Raw genomic sequence first — 17,079 nt, 5'->3', positions numbered from 1 at the left:
TGGGCGCCATGGATCTGGGAATAGCAGGACGCTGGGCCGTGGTCTGCGCGTCGAGTAAGGGACTGGGCTTCGGATGTGCGGACGCGCTGGCCACCGAGGGTGTGAACCTGGTGGTCAATGCGCGGAATGCGGACACGCTGGGTGAGTCCGCGGAGCGGTTGCGTCGCCACGGTGTGGAGGTCCGCGAGATCGTCGGCTCCGTGGCGGATGCCGCTGTGCGTGAGGAACTCCTGGACGCCGCCCCACAGATCGACATCGTGGTGACCAACGCGGGCGGCCCGCCGCCCGGCGACTTCCGCGAGTGGGATGAGGACGCCTGGCTCGGGGCACTGCGTCAGAACATGCTCACTGCGGTGGAACTGATCAAGGCGACGGTGGACGACATGGCGTCCCGCGGTTTCGGCCGCATCGTGAACATCACCTCTGGGTCGGTGAAGGCGCCGATCGCGAACCTGGGCCTGTCCAACGGGGCGCGTTCAGGGCTGACGGGCTTCGTCGCAGGTGTCGCCCGGCAACCGCAGCTGGCCTCGTCGAGTGTCACGCTGAACAACCTGCTGCCCGGGAGGTTCGCCACCGACCGGATCCGGGAGACCGCCGGGGTCGCACCGGGTGAGGATCTACCGGCACCGGAGGGTATCCCGGCCGGACGCTTCGGGGACCCGGCAGAGTTCGGGGCGGCCTGTGCGTACCTGTGCTCGGAGCAGGCGTCCTACATCACCGGCCAGAACCTGCTGCTCGACGGTGGGGCATACCCGGGCACGTTCTGAGCGGCGGCCCCGGGCCTCGTCAGCAGCGTCGGCCGTGATGACGCGGGAAAAACTAATCCTCGACGACGCGGACAGCACCCTTGTCGGCGCTGGCGGCCATCTTCGCGTAGGCACGCAGGGCCTTGGTGACCTTGCGCTGGCGGGTGGCCGGCTTCCACGGGTTCTCGGAGGCCTCCATCTCCGCGCGACGGGAGGCGATCTCCTCGTCGGAGATCTCCACGTTGAGCTGACGGTTGTGGACGTCGATGGTGACCGTGTCGCCGTCACGGATCAGACCGATCAGGCCACCGGCGGCAGCCTCGGGGGAGACATGGCCGACCGAGATGCCGGAGGAACCGCCGGAGAACCGGCCGTCGGTGACCAGGGCGCACTTCTTGCCCATGCCGGAGCCCTTGAGGAAGGCGGTGGGGTGCAGCATCTCCTGCATACCCGGGCCGCCGGCAGGACCCTCGTAGCGGACGATGATGACGTTGCCGGCCTTGATCTTCTTCTTGAGGATCACCTGCACCGCCTCCTCCTGGGACTCGACGACCAGCGCCGGACCCGAGAAGTGCCACAGGGACTCGTCGATACCGGCGGACTTGATCACCGCGCCGTCGGGGGAGAGGTTGCCGCGCAGGATGACCAGACCACCGTCGGCCGTGATGGAGTGCTCCACGGAGTGGATGCAGCCGTTCTCGTCGTCGAGGTCCAGGCTGTCCCACACATTCTCCGTGGAGAAAGGTTCGGTGGTGCGGACGCCACCGGGAGCGGCGTGGTACAGGTCGACGGCCTCCTGGGCCGGATTCTCCGCGGAGATGTCCCAGTGCTCCAGCCAGTCCTTGAGGGACGGGGAGTGCACGGTGTGGACGTCTTCGTTGAGCTTGCCGCCACGCCACAGTTCACCGAGGATGCGGGGGATACCACCGGCCCGGTGGACGTCCTCCATGTGGTAGTCGGCGTTCGGCGCGACCTTGGACAGGCAGGGGACGGTCTTGGACAGGTCGTCGATGTCCTGCAGGTCGAAGTCGACGCCACCCTCCTGGGCGGCGGCGAGGATGTGCAGCACAGTGTTGGTGGAACCACCCATGGCCATGTCGAGGGCCATCGCGTTCTGGAAGGCCTCCTTGGTCGCGACGGAGCGCGGCAGCACGGAGTTGTCACCCTCGCCGTAGTAGCGTCGGCACAGGTCGACGACGAGACGTCCGGCCTCGCTGAAGAGGTTCCTGCGCGCGGCGTGGGTCGCCAGGGTCGAACCGTTGCCCGGCAGGGACAGACCGAGAGCCTCGGTGAGGCAGTTCATCGAGTTCGCGGTGAACATACCGGAGCAGGAACCGCAGGTCGGGCAGGCGGCCTGCTCGACGGTGAGCAGACCCTGCTGCGTGACCTGGTCGTTGGCCGAGGCGGAGATCGTGGTGATCAGGTCGGTGGGGGCGTGGGCCACACCGTCGACGACCACGGCCTTGCCGGCCTCCATCGGACCGCCGGAGACGAAGACCACCGGGATGTTCAGACGCATCGCGGCATTGAGCATGCCCGGAGTGATCTTGTCGCAGTTGGAGATACAGACGATGGCGTCCGCCTGGTGGGCGTTGACCATGTACTCGACCGAATCGGAGATGATCTCACGGCTCGGCAGGGAGTACAGCATGCCGGAGTGTCCCATGGCGATGCCGTCGTCCACGGCGATCGTGTTGAACTCGCGGGCGACGCCGCCGGCCTCCTTGACTGCCTCGGCGACGATGTCGCCGACGTTCTTCAGGTGGACGTGACCCGGGACGAACTGGGTGTAGGAGTTCGCGATCGCGATGATCGGCTTGTCGAAGTCATCGTCGGTCATGCCCGTGGCACGCCACAGGGAGCGGGCGCCGGAGGCGTTGCGTCCCTGGGTGGTGACAGAGGAACGGAACGGGATTGTGTTCATGTGGGCAGGTCCTTACAGAGTGGATGCAGTTGTACAGTTCAACGGCCCTGGGGGTCGTTGTCTTCCGGGGAGCCGGAATCATTCTTCCGTCGCGCCTCGTCACGACGCTCAAGCTCTTCCCTGGCCATCTGGCCGGTCCGCCGTGCGGCCTCGTACTCGACGTACTCGTCTTTGTCCATGAGCACGGCGTAGCCGTCGCGGTTGACCACCTTGACCGACTCGTCGATGGCGGTGAGACTCGGGGTCACCGGGTCGGGGATTCTGCCCTCCGTCGCTTCGCTGAGGTCAATCAGCGAGTTGAAACTGACGCCCGGCAGCGGGAATGATGTCCCGTCGGTCCGGACGGCAAGGGCCTTGCCTCCTCGGGTAAATCGTAGTGCGTCGAAGTCCTCCCATGCCAACGACGCCGACTTACGGAAAAGGTACCGCGCCGTGATCCCCTTGTCGTAGAAGGTCGTACGGCACCGCAGGATCCAGACGATGAACAGCAGTGGGAGAACGGGGAGCCAGAACAGGACCGACGGTGCGTAGGCGATGGCCACGATGCTCATCACCAGCATGACGACCGCAGCCATCAGATGTCCCTGATCCACCCGGACCTGGTACGGAAGCCGGTCCTGAGAGGTCTCGTCTTCCCTGTCATCGTGCGTGGAACTCATAACCGTCCATTTAAGCAGCAGGCGGTGGTCCCGACTGCATCGGCTCCCGACTACCCGGCCAGCTGCCGGGCCTAGGTGGTCGGGGACGCTGTGTCGCCGCTGTCGGTACCGCCGGAGCGGTTGAATCCGAACCGGGACGCCGGGTTGCTGGGCTCCTCAGGCTGTGGGGAACTGTCACCGGTGGTGTCGGTCTGGTCGCCGGACTGACCGCCCGTGGTGGTGGGGGACGCGGTGCCTGCGCCGGTGCCTGTGCCGGTGTCCGTGCCGGTGTCCGTGCCGGTTCCCCGGGTGCTGTCGTCGGTGACGGTCCCGTCCTGTTCGGTCGGGGTGGCGTCCCCGGTCTCCGGCGTGGTGACCGCGGTCTGGGGTGCGGGGGCCTCTGTGGTGGGTTCAGTCGTCGACGTCGTCGTCGCCGGCGCCCAACGGTCGGGGGAGAGGATGTTGGAGCTTCCGCTCGAGGGGTTCGTGGACAGCACCGCGAGGATGGCCAGCACGATGATGGCGATGAGGAGGACGGTCGACGACGGCCGGATCCGCCCGCCGAGACTGAGCACCCGGACGAACTTCGACTTCGTGTCGATGTTGCGCCAGATCCCGTTCTCGGCGACATCGGCGGCGACTGCGTCGTAGTCGGTGGCCCCGGGACCGCCCGTCGACGTCTCCGCTGTGCCCTCAGAGTCCTCTGCGTCCTTTGCGTCCTCTGCGTCCTTTGCGTCCTCGAGGGCGGCCGGTGTGAAGTCCGCCGGTCGGGGATCGCCGGCCTGCGGGGCGTCCGTGGTGGTCTTCGCGTCCTTGTCGGACGGGGGAGTGACCGGCGGGAACTCCTGGGTGGGCGGACCGGCGTAGGGGGTCGGACGGTCGCCGGGGGCCTGGAAACGGTCCCAGAATTCGTTGATGAGGGCGGCGCGGATCGCACGCTGTACCTTCCACTGGGTGGCGGGGGCGACATCGACGGTGACGCGCATGCCCACGCTCCACGGCACACCTGCGGCAGTGGGGGCGGTGATGCTCATCGCCGGCATGACCGTGACCTCTCCGAGGATGTCCTCGCGGACGCCGGCTGTGTCGATCGCCCGCTCAGAGACGATTGCGACCGTGTCGGACAGTGTTGTCATGGTGTCGTCGTCGGTCATCGGGATATCCAGGTCGACAACCGCGGACGACCACTGCTGTGAGTAGTTGATGGTCACACTGGCCTGGCTGTTCGGCACGGTGATCAGCTCGCCGTTGGCGGTGCGGATCTGGGTGGAACGCAGGGTCAGCCGGACGACGGTGCCCATGACCTGCTCGCTGACCCCGTCGAAGGAGACGGTGTCGCCGACGCCGTACTGGTGTTCGGAGATGATGAAGAAACCGGAGAGGAAGTCCCCGATGACTGTCTGGGCACCGAAACCGATGGCGGCGGAGACCACGGTGGCGGGGACCGCCGCCCCGACGGCCGAGACGCCGAGATTGGTGAGCACCGTGTAGACGACGAAGAAGTAGGCGACGACCTCGAGGATGTAGACCAGTGCACCCACCAGCGCGAGCTGGCTCTTGGTCTGTTCCTCACCCCGGGTCATCCGCTCGGTGACGATGCGGACGATGAGGCGACCGATGCGGGGGATGAGGATACCGACGATGATCGCCGCTGCGAGCGTCAGTCCGTGGTCGACAATCCAGCTCCAGAAATCGAGCAGAAGGTACTTCCAGTTCATGGGCACCGACCGTAGTCGTCGAATCTGGGAGGACGCTGTTCCGGTCGCCGTCAGCCGCCGCAGAGCGACCACAGAATGGGAACAGGGGTATCAGCGGGTGGGAACAATGTGGCCAACGCGTTGACCCGGAGGGGTGCGGTGGGCTAACCTCACCGGCATGACGATGTTCCGACTTCTCGTACCCGCCGGGCGCTAGAGCCCCTGCGGTAATTTCGCGGAACACTCTGGCGCCCCCGCCCGGCGTACGACACGCCGGGTCAGGGGGCGTCAGTCAGTTTCGGAGCATCTGACTTCCACGACCCATGACCCGAAAAGGAGTGCACGGACTGTGACCGACACCTCACGCTCACACCCCAGTCCCGCCACCGTCGCCGCCACCGGACGCGGCCGTCGGCCCGAGCGCATCAACGGCGCCCAGGCTGTCGTCCGATCGCTCGAAGAGCTTGGAGCGGACGTGGTCTTCGGACTTCCCGGCGGTGCTGTCCTGCCGCTGTACGACGCGATCTACGGGTCGGAGAAGCTCAACCACATCCTCGTCCGCCACGAGCAGGGGGCCGGCCACGCAGCCACCGGCTACGCCCAGGCCAACGGCCGGGTCGGCGTGTGCATCGCCACCTCCGGCCCCGGTGCGACCAACCTGGTGACCCCGCTGGCCGACGCCAACATGGACTCCGTCCCGGTTGTCGCCATCACCGGCCAGGTCGGTACCCATCTGCTGGGCACCGACGGCTTCCAGGAGGCCGACATCCGCGGCATCACGATGCCGATCACCAAGCACAGCTTCATGGTGACCCGCCCCGAGGACATCCCCGCGGCCATCGCGGAGGCCTTCCATGTCGCCAGCACCGGACGCCCCGGTGCCGTGCTCGTCGACATCCCGAAGGACGTCCAGAACGCGGAGCTCGACTTCGTCTGGCCGCCGAGCTACCGCCTGCCCGGCTACCACCCGGTCACCACACCGCACTCCCGTCAGATCGACGAGGCTGCCCGCCTGCTGTCCGAGGCGAAGCGTCCGGTCATCTACGCCGGTGGCGGCGTCCTCAAGGCGGAGGCTTCCGAGGCCCTCCTCGCCTTCGCGGAGGCCACCGGCATCCCGGTGACCACCACGCTGATGGCGCTGGGTACCTTCCCGGAGTCCCACCCGCAGTTCCTCGGCATGCCGGGCATGCACGGCACCGTCCCCGCCGTCGCGGCGTTGCAGAGGTCAGACCTTATCCTGGCCCTGGGCGCCCGGTTCGACGACCGCGTCACCGGTGACGTGGACTCCTTCGCCCCGAATGCCAAGGTCATCCACGCCGACATCGACCCCGCCGAGATCGGCAAGATCCGCGAGGCCCAGGTGCCGATCGTCGGTGACGCCCGCGAGGTCCTCGTCGCCCTGACCGACGCGATGGCGTCCCTTCCGTCCCCGAAGCTCACCGACTGGCGCAGCTACCTCGACGGTCTGAAGAACGACTTCCCGCGCGGCTACGAGTGGCCGGCGGACGGCAAGCTCGCCCCGCAGTTCGTCCTGGAGTCCCTGTCCCAGCAGGCCGGTCCGGACGCCATCTACGTCGCCGGCGTCGGCCAGCACCAGATGTGGGCCGCCCAGTTCGTGGACTACGAGAAGCCGCGTACCTGGCTGAACTCCGGCGGACTCGGCACCATGGGGTACTCCGTGCCCGCCGCCATGGGCGCCAAGGCCGCCTGCCCGGACACCGAGGTCTGGGCCATCGACGGCGACGGCTGCTTCCAGATGACCAACCAGGAACTGGTCACCTGTGCCGTCGAGGGTCTGCCGATCAAGGTCGCGCTGATCAACAACGGCAACCTGGGCATGGTCCGCCAGTGGCAGACCCTGTTCTTCGACAAGCACTACTCGCACACCAACCTCAAGCCGGGCGAGAACTACCTCCCCGACTTCGTGGGTCTGGCCGAGTCCATGGGCTGTGCCGCCTTCCGCGTCACCGAGAAGGACGACGTCGCCGACGTCATCCGCCAGGCACGCGAGATCAACGACCGCCCGGTCGTCATCGACTTCATCGTCGGTGAGGACGCCCAGGTGTGGCCGATGATCGCCGCCGGCGCCTCCAATGACGAGGTCCAGTACGCCCGCGATCTCCGCCCGCTGTTCGACGACGAGAACTCCGCCGCCGAGACGCCGGAGGCCATCCACTCCACCATCCAGGAAGGGGAGCAGAACTAATGTCGCAGATCCACACTCTCAGCGTGCTGTGTGAGGACGTCGACGGCATCGCGTCCCGCATCACGGGAATGTTCACCCGACGGGCCTTCAGCATCATCTCCATCGCCTCGGGACGCACCGAGGTCGAGGGTGTCAACCGCTTCACCATCCAGGTGGAGGGCGAGGACCACGTCATCGAGCAGATCACAAAGCAGCTCAACAAGCTGATCCCGGTGATCAAGGTTTCCCGCCACGACCCGGAGAGCATCGTCTGCCGCAGTCTGATGCTGGTCAAGGTCAGCGCGGACAACTCCAACCGCACCCAGGTCGTCGAGGCTGCCAAGCTCTTCCGCGCCCACGTCGTGGACGTCGGACCGGAGTCCCTCGTCATCGAGGCCACCGGTACCCCGACCAAGCTGCAGGCGATGCTGGAGGTCCTCGAGCCCTACGGCATCCGTGAGCTCGTCGAGTCCAGCCTCACGGCGCTGAGCCGTGGTCCGAAGGCCATGTACCCCGCCAAGCTCTGACCCGCCCCGTATTCATCTTGTGAGACACCCCGTCTCACAGTCTGGTACACATTCTGCTACGATCCAGTGCAGAGTCCGTTACATCCCACGAAAGGTTGTTCTCCCATGGCAATTGACGTTTTCTACGACGCCGACGCTGACCTGTCGATCATCCAGGGTCACAAGGTCGCCGTTCTCGGTTACGGCTCCCAGGGCCACGCCCACGCCCAGAACCTGCGCGATTCCGGTGTCGAGGTCGTCATCGGTCTGCGTGAGGGCTCCAAGTCCGCCCCCAAGGCCGAGGAAGCCGGCTTCAAGGTCCTCTCTAACGCCGAGGCCACCGCCTGGGCCGACGTCATCATGATCCTGGTCCCGGACACCACCCAGGCCAAGGTCTACGCCGAGGAGGTCGCCCCGAATCTCGAGGACGGCAACGCCATCTTCTTCGGCCACGGCCTGAACATCCACTTCGAGCTGATCAAGCCGGAGGCGAACATCACCGTCGCCATGGCCGCCCCGAAGGGTCCGGGCCACCTGGTCCGTCGTCAGTTCGTCGACGGCAAGGGCGTGCCCTGCCTCATCGCCGTCCAGCAGGACCCGAAGGGCGAGGGCCGCGACCTGGCCCTGTCCTACGCCGCCGCCATCGGTGGTGCCCGCGCCGGTGTCATCCCGACCACCTTCGAGGCGGAGACCGTCACCGACCTCTTCGGTGAGCAGGCCGTGCTCTGCGGTGGCACCGAGGAGCTCGTCAAGACCGGCTTCGAGGTCCTCACCGAGGCCGGCTACGAGCCCGAGATGGCCTACTTCGAGTGCCTCCACGAGCTGAAGCTCATCGTCGACCTCATGTTCGAGGGTGGCATCGCCAACATGAACTACTCGGTCTCCGACACCGCCGAGTTCGGTGGCTACCTCTCCGGCCCGCGCGTCGTCGACGCCGGCACCAAGTCCCGCATGAAGGACATCCTGACGGACATCCAGGACGGCACCTTCACCAAGCGCCTCATCGCCAACGTCGAGGGTGGCAACAAGGAGCTCGAGGGTCTGCGCGCCGATTTCGCCAAGCACCCGATCGAGGTCACCGGATCCAAGCTGCGCGACATGATGAGCTGGGTCAAGAATCCGCTCGACGCCACCGCGTAGTCTTCTCCCTCCGCGGATCTTCCCCCGGGCACTGCACCTGCAGTGCCCGGGGGATTCTTCTGTGCGGTGACAGCTGACTAATGGAAACGATTACCCTTACCTAAAATAGGTCTTGAACTGCGACGTTTATGTATCTATCCTGGGACTCGTACCGTTAATGAAAATGAGAGGGGCCCTGATGGGTCACGACCACGCCCACGATCATCCGCACGACCATTCGCAGGTCCGGGGGAAGCGGCTCTGGATCGTCATCGGCATCACCTCGGTCATCTTCATCGCCGAGGTCGTCGGCGGCGTCATCTCCGGCTCGCTGGCACTGCTGGCGGACGCGGGACACATGCTCTCCGACGCCGGTGGCCTCATCGTCGCCGCTCTGGCGATGCTCATCGGTTCCCGCCCGGCCACCCGCCGCTCCACCTACGGTTTCCGTCGTGCCGAGGTCCTGGCCGCCGCCGTCAACGCCGGCGCCGTCTGCGTCATCGCGGTGTGGATCGCGGTCTCCGCATTCCGTCGGATGGGGGAGGGGGTCGAGGTCGAGACCGGCATGATGCTCGTCGTCGCGGTCGTCGGTCTGGTCGCGAACCTCGTCTCCGCCGTCATCCTCAACGGGGGACAGGGGGAGTCCCTCAACATGCGCGGCGCCTATCTCCACGTGCTGGCCGATCTGCTCGGCTCGGTGGCGGTCATCATCGCGGCACTGGTCATCAGCGTCACCGACTGGCACTGGGTCGATCCCGTGGCGTCCCTGGTCATCGCCCTGCTCATCCTGCCGCGGTCATGGCAGCTGCTGCGCACCGCCGGCGCGGTGCTCATGGAGCGGGTGCCGGACGCCGTGGATCCGACCGATCTCCAGGAGGAACTGGTCGGCCTCGACGGGGTGGAGCGGATCCACGATCTCCACGTGTGGAGTGTGGACGGGGAGTCTGCGCTCGCGTCCGTCCACGTCGTCGCCGACGGTGCTTCGCAGCAGCAACCGCAGGACGCGGCACAGTGTGCGGTGCTGGACCGTGTGCAGGAGATCTTCCGGGGCCACGGCATCGACCATGCGACCGTCCAGGTCGAGGTACCCGGGCACGAGAACCACGAGGACTCGGTCTGCGGCTGACTGTCAGGGTGAGACGATTCCCACAGGATGGTCACTTTTTCCCGCCCGCATCCCATTGCCGGGGAACGACGTACTAAGCTGTCCGTAGTCGTACGCCACCGCCACCCGGCCGCGTTGCCGGGAGGTTGTCCAGGCGTGGGCCCTGCCATCCGACGCGGTCGTGCCGGGTGGTTCAGGAACATCACACTTTTCAGGAGATCCTGTGAGCCAGAATTCCCGTCCCGTCGTTCTCATCGCCGACAAGCTCGCCCAGTCCACCGTGGATGCCCTCGGAGACTCCGTCGAGGTGCGGTGGGTCGACGGTCCGAACCGCCCGGAACTGCTGGAGGCTGTCAAGGACGCTGACGCCCTGCTCGTCCGCTCCGCCACGACCGTCGACGCCGAGGTCCTCGCCGCTGCTCCCAAGCTCCAGATCGTCGGCCGTGCCGGCGTCGGCCTGGACAACGTGGACATCGAGACCGCCACCGCCAAGGGCGTCATGGTCGCCAACGCGCCGACCTCCAACATCCACTCCGCCTGCGAGCACGCCATCGCCCTGCTGCTGTCGGCCGCCCGCCAGATCCCGGCCGCCGACAAGACCCTGCGTGACGCCGAGTGGAAGCGTTCCTCCTTCAAGGGTGTCGAGATCTTCGGCAAGACCGTGGGTATCGTCGGCTTCGGTCATATCGGCCAGCTGTTCGCCCAGCGCCTCGCCGCGTTCGAGACCGAGATCGTCGCCTACGACCCCTACGCCAACCCGGCCCGCGCCGCCCAGCTCGGTGTCGAGCTCGTCGATCTCGACGAGCTGGTCGCCCGCGCCGACTTCGTCACCATCCACCTGCCGAAGACCAAGGAGACGGCGGGCATGTTCAACGCCGAGCTCCTGGCGAAGTCCAAGAAGGGTCAGATCATCATCAACGCCGCCCGCGGCGGTCTGGTCGATGAGCAGGCTCTCGCGGACGCCATCAGGGGCGGTCAGATCCGTGGCGCCGGCTTCGACGTCTACTCCACCGAGCCCTGCACCGACTCCCCGCTGTACGAGCTCGACGAGGTCGTCGTGACCCCGCACCTGGGTGCCTCCACCGTCGAGGCCCAGGACCGCGCCGGCACCGACGTCGCTGCGTCCGTCCTCAAGGCCCTGGCCGGCGACTTCGTGCCGGACGCCGTCAACGTCACCGGCGGCAAGGTCTCCGAGGAGGTCGCCCTGTGGCTGAACCTCGCCACCAAGCTCGGCAAGGTCGCCTCCGCCCTGCTGGACGCCCCGGTCACCAGCGTCTCCGTCGAGGCCCGCGGCGAGCTGTCCAGCGAGTCGGTCGACGCCCTGGGTCTGTCCGCCCTGCGCGGCGTCTTCGCCGGCGTCGTCGACGAGCAGGTCACCTTCGTCAACACCCCGCAGATCGCCGAGGAGCGCGGCGTGGAGCTGTCCGTCAGCACAGCTGACGAGTCCGTCACCCACCGTTCCGTCCTCGAGGTCAAGGCTGTCGCCGGTGACGGTACATCCGTCGCCGTGATCGGAGCGCTGACCGGCCTGGAGCACGTCGAGAAGATCGTCCGGATCAATGACCGTGGTCTCGACCTGCGTGCCGACGGCCTGAACCTCTTCCTCACCTACAGCGACCAGCCGGGTGCCCTGGGTACCGTCGGTACCTTCCTGGGTCGCGAGGGTATCAACATCAACGCCGCCGCCCTGTCCCAGGATCTCGACGAGGATTCCGCCACCCTCGTCCTGCGCGTCGAGAAGGAGATCCCGGCCGAGCTGGTCTCCCAGATCGGCGAGGCGCTCTCCGCCTCCCGCGCTGTCCAGCTGGACCTGGCATAGTCTGAACTGAACGGTTCCGTACTGAACCCGGACGGGCGCCGCACTTTCCGCAGCGTCTGCCCGGGTTCTGACGTATCCGCCGCCAGAGTTGTAAATAACCCGCTTATATAATAGGATTCTACATCGTGTCGCACAACGACGAAGAGCCGTCTGACGCCAGTATCGGACTCGCCCAGCAGGTGCGTGACACCGTCCGTACCGCAGTCCAGATGACCCGACTTCTCGAGTATCCCGGTGACCTCTCCACACCCCAGGTCAGCGTCCTCAACACGCTGTCCTCGGAGCCCGCCAGGATCGGTGACCTCGCCGCTCTCGGCGGTGTCACCCAGCCGGGGATGAGTCAGCTGGTCTCGCGCCTGGAAGGTGCCGGGCTGGTGCAGCGGACGAGGTCCGACCAGGACGCCAGGGTCACATTGGTGGAGATCACGGCCGAGGGGCGTAGTGCCCTCGAGCGGGTCAACCGGGAGCGCAACCGCGTCCTCGGCGTCCACCTGGAAAGGCTCTCCGACGAGGAAGTGCGACGCATCCGGGACGGACTCAGCCCGCTGGGAAGTCTGGCTGAGGACGTCGTCCGGGATCTGACAGCAGGAGACGACAACAGGAGGCGATGACCGCGTGGGCGGACATCAGGTGAAGGAACAACGCCCGGCGAGCATGGATGCCGCAACGCTCGAATCAGAGAAGCAGTCCATGCTGCACCAACCGGTCGCTGTCTGGGCCACCGCCCTGGCGTGTGTGTTCGCCTTCATGGGGATCGGTCTGGTCGACCCCATCCTCCCGGCCATCGCCGAGAACCTCGACGCCGGTCCCTCCGAGGTCTCGCTGCTGTTCACCAGCTACTTCGCGGTGACCGCCGTGATGATGCTCGTCACCAGCGCGGTCTCCAGCCGCATCGGCGGCAAGAAGACGCTGCTCGCCGGACTCGCCCTCATCGTCATCTTCGCCGGCCTGGCAGGTACCTCGAACAGCGTCGGTGAACTGGTCGGCTTCCGTGCCGGCTGGGGTCTGGGCAACGCCCTGTTCGTCGCCACCGCGCTCGCCGTGATCGTGGCCGTGGCCACCGGCGGACGTGCCGTCGCGATCATCCTCTACGAGGCAGCCCTCGGTCTCGGTATGGCCTGTGGCCCGCTCGTCGGTGCCGTGCTGGGCCACATGAACTGGCGCGGACCGTTCTTCGGTACCGCCGTGCTCATGCTCATCGCCCTCGTCGTGCTGCTGTGGAAGCTGCCTGAGGTGCCGAAGCCGGCGACGAAGACCGGATTCCTCGACTCCCTCAAGGCCCTGCGTCACGGTGGACTGTTCGGTGTCTCGTTCTCGGCCCTGTTCTACAACTTCGGATTCTTCACCGTGCTGGCCTTCAGCCCCTTCCTCCCGGTCATCAAGGAATCGGGGGAGTACGGCATCGGTCTGATCTTCTTCGGCTGGGGTTGCGCGCTCGCCGTCTGCTCGGTGTTCGTCGCCCCGCTGCTCCAGAACCGGGTCGGCGCGGCCGACACGTCCATGCTCATGCTCATCGGCCTGCTCGTCATCTACGTGGCGCTCGGTCTCGGGCACGACAACAAGGCCGTCGTCATCGTCCTGGTCATCGTCTCCGGTGCGATGATGGGCATCAACAACACCGTGTACACCGAGATGGCCATGAGCGTCTCTGACCACCCCCAGCCCGTGGCGTCCGCCGCCTACAACTTCGTGCGGTGGATGGGCGGCGTCATCGCCCCGTACGCCTCCACGAAGATCGCCGAGCATGCCGACCTTTCCACCCCGTACTACGTTGCCGCGGGTGCTGCGGTGATCGCCGTGGTGGTCATGCTCCTCACCCGCAACGCGGTGGAGGCACACGGCCCCCACGCGGTGTAGCCGGTCTAGCCGAACAGCGCCGTGCCCCAGTCCTCGCCCTCGGCCAGGCCGGGCGGGCAGGCGAAGACCGCCTTGGACTCGTAGCGGACGTACTCGTTCATCTTGTCGCTGTGCGACAGCCGCATCTGGATCGGCGTGAAGTTCACCGACGGTGCCGAGACATAGGCGATGAAGAACAACCCCGCCGACAGGTGCCCCATCGAGTCCGAGCCCTCGATGAAGTTGTAGGCCCGGCGCAGCATCCGCTGGCCGTCGTTCTGGTCGGGGTGGGCCAGGAAGACGTGCGAGTCCTCCGGGATCGCCGGGCCACCGGTACCGAGGTAGAGGTCGAAGGGGACGTCGGCGTTCTCGGCATCCGTCCCGATCGGTGCTCCGGACCCCTTGTAGCGGGCGAAGGTGTGCTGCTGGTCGTCCAGGATCTGGCGGTCCCACACCTCCAGCAGCATCCGGATCCGCCGGACGCACATGTAGGTGCCCCCGGTCATCCAACCGTCATCGGAGACCCACACCATCTTCTCGATGTCGTCGGTCTCGTCGGCGGTGATGTTGCGGGTGCCGTCCTTGAACCCGAAGAGATTGCGGGGGGTGTCCTCCTCCTTCGTGGTCTTCGATGCGGCACCGTAGCCCAGCTGGGACCACTTCACCGCGACCACGCCGGTACCGGCCCGGGTGAGGTTGCGCACCGCGTGGACCGCGACCTGGGGGTCGTCTGCGCAGGCCTGGATGACGATGTCCCCGTCACACAGGGCGTCCTGCAGCTGGTCGCCGGGGAACTTCGGCAACGGTTCCAGTTCCTCCGGCTTCCGGTCCTTCAGACCGAAGCGGTCGTCGAACAGCGACGGTCCGAAACCCACGGTGACGGTGAGATTTCCGGACGCCAGGTCCAGCGCCTCACCGGTGTCTTCCGGAACCTGGTTGAGTAGATTGTCCGGATCGTCGGTGATGTCGGCGTCGGAGTCGGTGAGGGCACCGCCCTCGGTGGTCTGCTCGCCCGTCGTCAACCGCTCAGCCATGGAAGTCCAGGTAGACAGCATGTCCCGCAGTTCATCCCGGTCTTCGGTGAGCACCGTGAACGCCACGATGTGCAGGTGCTCCTGCTGCGCGGTGGTGACGCCGGCCTGGTGGACACCCCGGAAGGGGACCACCTGGCTGTCATCGTCGGTGGAACAGGCGGCCAGTGTACCGACACCTGCGACACCTGCTGTGCCGAGGGCGGCCGCACCGAGCCCGGTGACACCGAGCCCGGTGAGGAAATGACGGCGGGAAACGGGCCGGTCGGACATTACCTGCCGCTCTCCGCTGCCGTGATGACGCCGGTGACCTTGGAGACCTGCTCATTGAGCTGGTCGAGGACGGTGGACAGCTTCTTACGGTCGTCTTCGCCGACCGTGTCGTAGTAGACGAAGCCGTCACCGTCACGGAAGGTGTCCAGCCGCTCCTGGACGGCGTCGAACTTGACGTTGATGTCGGACAGCAGGTCGGCGTCCTTCTCGTCGATGGCGTCCTCCAGGGAGGCGACGGCGGCCCTGGAACCGTCCAGGTTCGCCTGGAAGTCCCAGAGGTCGGTGTGGGAGAAGATGTCCTCCTCGCCGGTGATCTTCGAGGTGGAGATCTCGTCGAGCAGGCCGTGGGCGCCGTTGGCGATGAGGTCTGGGGCGACGGTGAAGTCGTCGGCGTTGACGCCGTCGACGAGCTCGGCGATGTCCTCGACCAGCTGGTCGGCGTCCGCCCTGGTCTCGTCGGTGATCTCGCCCTTCTCCCACAGATCCTTCTCGATCTTGTGGAAGCCGGTCCATTCCTGGCCGTCCTCGAGATCGGCCTCACGCAGGTCGATGCGCGGATCCAGGTCATCCGGGAAGGACTCGGCGATCGGCTCGATGCGCTCGTAGTAGATACGGGTCGGAGCGAACAGGGACTTCGCGGTCTCGATGTCATCGTCCTGGATGGCCTGGACGAAGGTGTCGGTCGCCTCCTGCAGTGCGGTGGTCTGGGACCGCACGTAGCGCAGGTAGCCCTCCACGGCGGCGGTGAGGGTGTCGCTGCCTTCGGTGAGGTCGACCGCGTCGCCGGTGACGTTCAGGTCGTGGCTGATGCCGTCACCGACCATGCCGGGCTTGCAGGTGGCCTGGTAGGTGCCGGCTTCGGGGATGGAGACCAGCAGCTTGCGGGTGGCACCCGGGCCGATGTTCTCGACCTCGCCGACCACGCGTCCACCGTCGGTGTAGACGTAGAACTCGGTGATCTTCTTGCCGTTGTTGGTCACCTCGAAGCTGTTGTTGCCGGTGGTGGCGTCGTAGGCGTCGAGGTCGCAGTTCTCGTCGTCGGCGGTGACGGCGAACGCAGGGGCGTCATCGTCCTTGTCGGCGCAGGCGACCATTCCCAGCGGAAGAGCGATCACCGCCGGAACGGCGAGTGCGGCGCGGGAGATACGGGAGATCTTCATTACTTGGATCCTTTGGTTTTCGTGGGCCGGAAGAAGGCAGGCAGAGCGATGACGAGGAAGACCGCCCAGCCGGTGAAGGCGAGGACCGTCGGGTTCGGGACGATGTTGAACATGCCCTCCAGCAGGGTGGCGTACCAGGTACCGCGCTCCAGGACGTCGGAGATGTCGAAGGCGTAGTTCGACAGGCCCGGCAGAACGTCGGCCTCCTGGAGGTCGGTGATGCCGTAGCGCAGGATGCCGGCGGCGACGAGAATCAGCAGCGCCCCGGTGATCTGGAAGAACATCTTCAGGTTGATCTTCACGGCGCCGAGGTACAGGGCGACGCCGATGACGATGGAGATGCCGACGCCGGTCATCAGCCCGGCGAAGGGGACACCCAGCGAGCGGCTGAAGGAGTCGAAGACCAGCAGTGCGGTCTCGATGCCTTCGCGGGCGACGGCGATGAAGGCGACGGTGGCGACGGCGAACGGGCCCACGGACACGGCCTTCTCCATCTTCCCCTCGAGCTCGGCGGTCATGTTCCTGCTCGCGCCCTTCATCCAGATCAGCATCCAGACCACCAGTGCCACGGTGACCAGGGAGGCGATGCCGCCGATGAGTTCCTGGCCGGTGGTGGTGAGGGTCTTCGTGCCGAAGTGGATGATGAGGAAGACGCTGACTGTCACCGCGAGCGCGGCGACGATACCTCCCCACAACCAGGGGTAGGAGCGGCGCTGACCGGTCTTTTTCAGGTACGCGGCGAGGATGATGACCACCATGGTGGCTTCGAGACCCTCGCGGAGACCGATGAGAGCGTTGGTGTAGAACACTGCGGCTGCTTTCTGATGAATGACGTGCACTGTTACGGCCGTAGTGGGCCGATGCCGACGGACTGCATGATGGTGAGGCTCACCGAAGCTCTGGGGCAAGAGAATGTTAGTCCCGCTGCAGTGGTAGCAAAAGAGGGGGGCCGTGTGGGGGGGGGGGGATTTTTACAACCGGGGGGGCCCCCCGGGGGGGTGGGTACAAGGCCCCCACCGGGGGCGCGGGGGGGGGGGGGG

At 66.4% G+C, this 17,079-nt stretch carries 14 protein-coding genes; 8 read left to right on the top strand and 6 right to left on the bottom strand.

What is annotated here, in order from left to right; translation table 11 throughout:
* The first annotated feature begins 8 nt into the window (after positions 1-8).
* A complete protein-coding gene (locus Q0A27_RS14000) occupies positions 9-767 on the top strand; it encodes an SDR family oxidoreductase (protein ID WP_291476351.1) in 759 nt (252 codons plus the stop codon).
* Positions 768-819: 52 nt separating this feature from the next.
* Here the strand turns inward: Q0A27_RS14000 and ilvD are convergent, their stop codons facing one another.
* The 3 genes from ilvD to Q0A27_RS13985 form a co-directional block, all read right to left on the bottom strand.
* Positions 820-2,670 carry a dihydroxy-acid dehydratase gene (gene ilvD / locus Q0A27_RS13995; RefSeq protein ID WP_291476350.1) on the bottom strand — a complete coding sequence of 617 codons (1,851 nt, stop codon included), beginning with the start codon at positions 2,668-2,670 and terminating at the stop codon, positions 820-822.
* Between the two features lie 38 nt (positions 2,671-2,708).
* A complete protein-coding gene (locus tag Q0A27_RS13990) occupies positions 2,709-3,245 on the bottom strand; it encodes a PH domain-containing protein (RefSeq protein ID WP_291476349.1) in 537 nt (178 codons plus the stop codon).
* 155 nt (positions 3,246-3,400) lie between these two features.
* Positions 3,401-5,026 (bottom strand): mechanosensitive ion channel domain-containing protein, encoded by a 1,626-nt coding sequence (locus Q0A27_RS13985; protein WP_291476348.1) that lies wholly within the window; start codon positions 5,024-5,026, stop codon positions 3,401-3,403.
* A gap of 328 nt (positions 5,027-5,354) precedes the next feature.
* Between Q0A27_RS13985 and Q0A27_RS13980 the strand changes: the two genes are divergently transcribed.
* From Q0A27_RS13980 to Q0A27_RS13950, 7 genes are all read left to right on the top strand, one after another.
* On the top strand, positions 5,355-7,211 hold the full coding sequence (locus tag Q0A27_RS13980; protein ID WP_291476347.1) for an acetolactate synthase large subunit: 1,857 nt from the start codon (positions 5,355-5,357) through the stop codon (positions 7,209-7,211).
* Positions 7,211-7,717 carry an acetolactate synthase small subunit gene (gene ilvN, locus Q0A27_RS13975; RefSeq protein ID WP_291476346.1) on the top strand — a complete coding sequence of 169 codons (507 nt, stop codon included), beginning with the start codon at positions 7,211-7,213 and terminating at the stop codon, positions 7,715-7,717. The genes Q0A27_RS13980 and ilvN overlap by 1 nt, the downstream gene beginning before the upstream one ends.
* Positions 7,718-7,822: 105 nt before the next feature.
* Positions 7,823-8,836 carry a ketol-acid reductoisomerase gene (ilvC, locus tag Q0A27_RS13970; RefSeq protein WP_291476345.1) on the top strand — a complete coding sequence of 338 codons (1,014 nt, stop codon included), beginning with the start codon at positions 7,823-7,825 and terminating at the stop codon, positions 8,834-8,836.
* 163 nt (positions 8,837-8,999) lie between these two features.
* Positions 9,000-9,941 (top strand): cation diffusion facilitator family transporter, encoded by a 942-nt coding sequence (locus Q0A27_RS13965; RefSeq protein ID WP_291476344.1) that lies wholly within the window; start codon positions 9,000-9,002, stop codon positions 9,939-9,941.
* A gap of 202 nt (positions 9,942-10,143) precedes the next feature.
* Complete coding sequence (gene serA, locus Q0A27_RS13960) at positions 10,144-11,739, top strand: phosphoglycerate dehydrogenase (RefSeq protein ID WP_291476343.1); 1,596 nt, start codon at positions 10,144-10,146, stop codon at positions 11,737-11,739.
* A gap of 125 nt (positions 11,740-11,864) precedes the next feature.
* Positions 11,865-12,350, top strand: a complete 486-nt coding sequence (locus tag Q0A27_RS13955; RefSeq protein ID WP_291476342.1) for a MarR family transcriptional regulator — start codon at positions 11,865-11,867, stop codon at positions 12,348-12,350.
* 4 nt (positions 12,351-12,354) lie between these two features.
* Positions 12,355-13,596: an MFS transporter gene (locus Q0A27_RS13950; RefSeq protein ID WP_291476341.1), complete on the top strand. Its 1,242-nt coding sequence runs from the start codon at positions 12,355-12,357 to the stop codon at positions 13,594-13,596.
* Between the two features lie 5 nt (positions 13,597-13,601).
* Here the strand turns inward: Q0A27_RS13950 and efeB are convergent, their stop codons facing one another.
* Genes efeB through efeU form a run of 3 tightly spaced genes read right to left on the bottom strand, consistent with a single transcriptional unit; the run spans position 13,602 to position 16,848 of the window.
* Positions 13,602-14,879 (bottom strand): iron uptake transporter deferrochelatase/peroxidase subunit, encoded by a 1,278-nt coding sequence (efeB, locus tag Q0A27_RS13945; protein ID WP_291476340.1) that lies wholly within the window; start codon positions 14,877-14,879, stop codon positions 13,602-13,604.
* Positions 14,879-16,039 (bottom strand): iron uptake system protein EfeO, encoded by a 1,161-nt coding sequence (gene efeO, locus Q0A27_RS13940; RefSeq protein WP_291476339.1) that lies wholly within the window; start codon positions 16,037-16,039, stop codon positions 14,879-14,881. The genes efeB and efeO overlap by 1 nt, the downstream gene beginning before the upstream one ends.
* Entirely contained in the window at positions 16,039-16,848 is an 810-nt protein-coding gene (efeU, locus tag Q0A27_RS13935) for an iron uptake transporter permease EfeU (protein WP_291476338.1), read from the bottom strand. The genes efeO and efeU overlap by 1 nt, the downstream gene beginning before the upstream one ends.
* Positions 16,849-17,079 lie beyond the last annotated feature (231 nt).

Source organism: Corynebacterium sp. (assembly GCF_022712275.1).
Lineage (GTDB): Bacteria > Actinomycetota > Actinomycetes > Mycobacteriales > Mycobacteriaceae > Corynebacterium.
The sequence above is the reverse complement of the archived record's forward strand: the minus strand, read 5'-3'. Positions and strand labels throughout refer to the sequence as shown.

Coding starts and splice junctions, on each gene's coding strand:
- Q0A27_RS14000 (WP_291476351.1), top strand. CDS start 9: ATGGATCTGGGAATAGCAGGACGCTGGGCCGTGGTCTGCGCGTCGAGT.
- ilvD (WP_291476350.1), bottom strand. CDS start 2,670: ATGAACACAATCCCGTTCCGTTCCTCTGTCACCACCCAGGGACGCAAC.
- Q0A27_RS13990 (WP_291476349.1), bottom strand. CDS start 3,245: ATGGCTGCGGTCGTCATGCTGGTGATGAGCATCGTGGCCATCGCCTAC.
- Q0A27_RS13985 (WP_291476348.1), bottom strand. CDS start 5,026: ATGAACTGGAAGTACCTTCTGCTCGATTTCTGGAGCTGGATTGTCGAC.
- ilvN (WP_291476346.1), top strand. CDS start 7,211: ATGTCGCAGATCCACACTCTCAGCGTGCTGTGTGAGGACGTCGACGGC.
- ilvC (WP_291476345.1), top strand. CDS start 7,823: ATGGCAATTGACGTTTTCTACGACGCCGACGCTGACCTGTCGATCATC.
- Q0A27_RS13965 (WP_291476344.1), top strand. CDS start 9,000: ATGAGAGGGGCCCTGATGGGTCACGACCACGCCCACGATCATCCGCAC.
- efeB (WP_291476340.1), bottom strand. CDS start 14,879: ATGTCCGACCGGCCCGTTTCCCGCCGTCATTTCCTCACCGGGCTCGGT.
- efeO (WP_291476339.1), bottom strand. CDS start 16,039: ATGAAGATCTCCCGTATCTCCCGCGCCGCACTCGCCGTTCCGGCGGTG.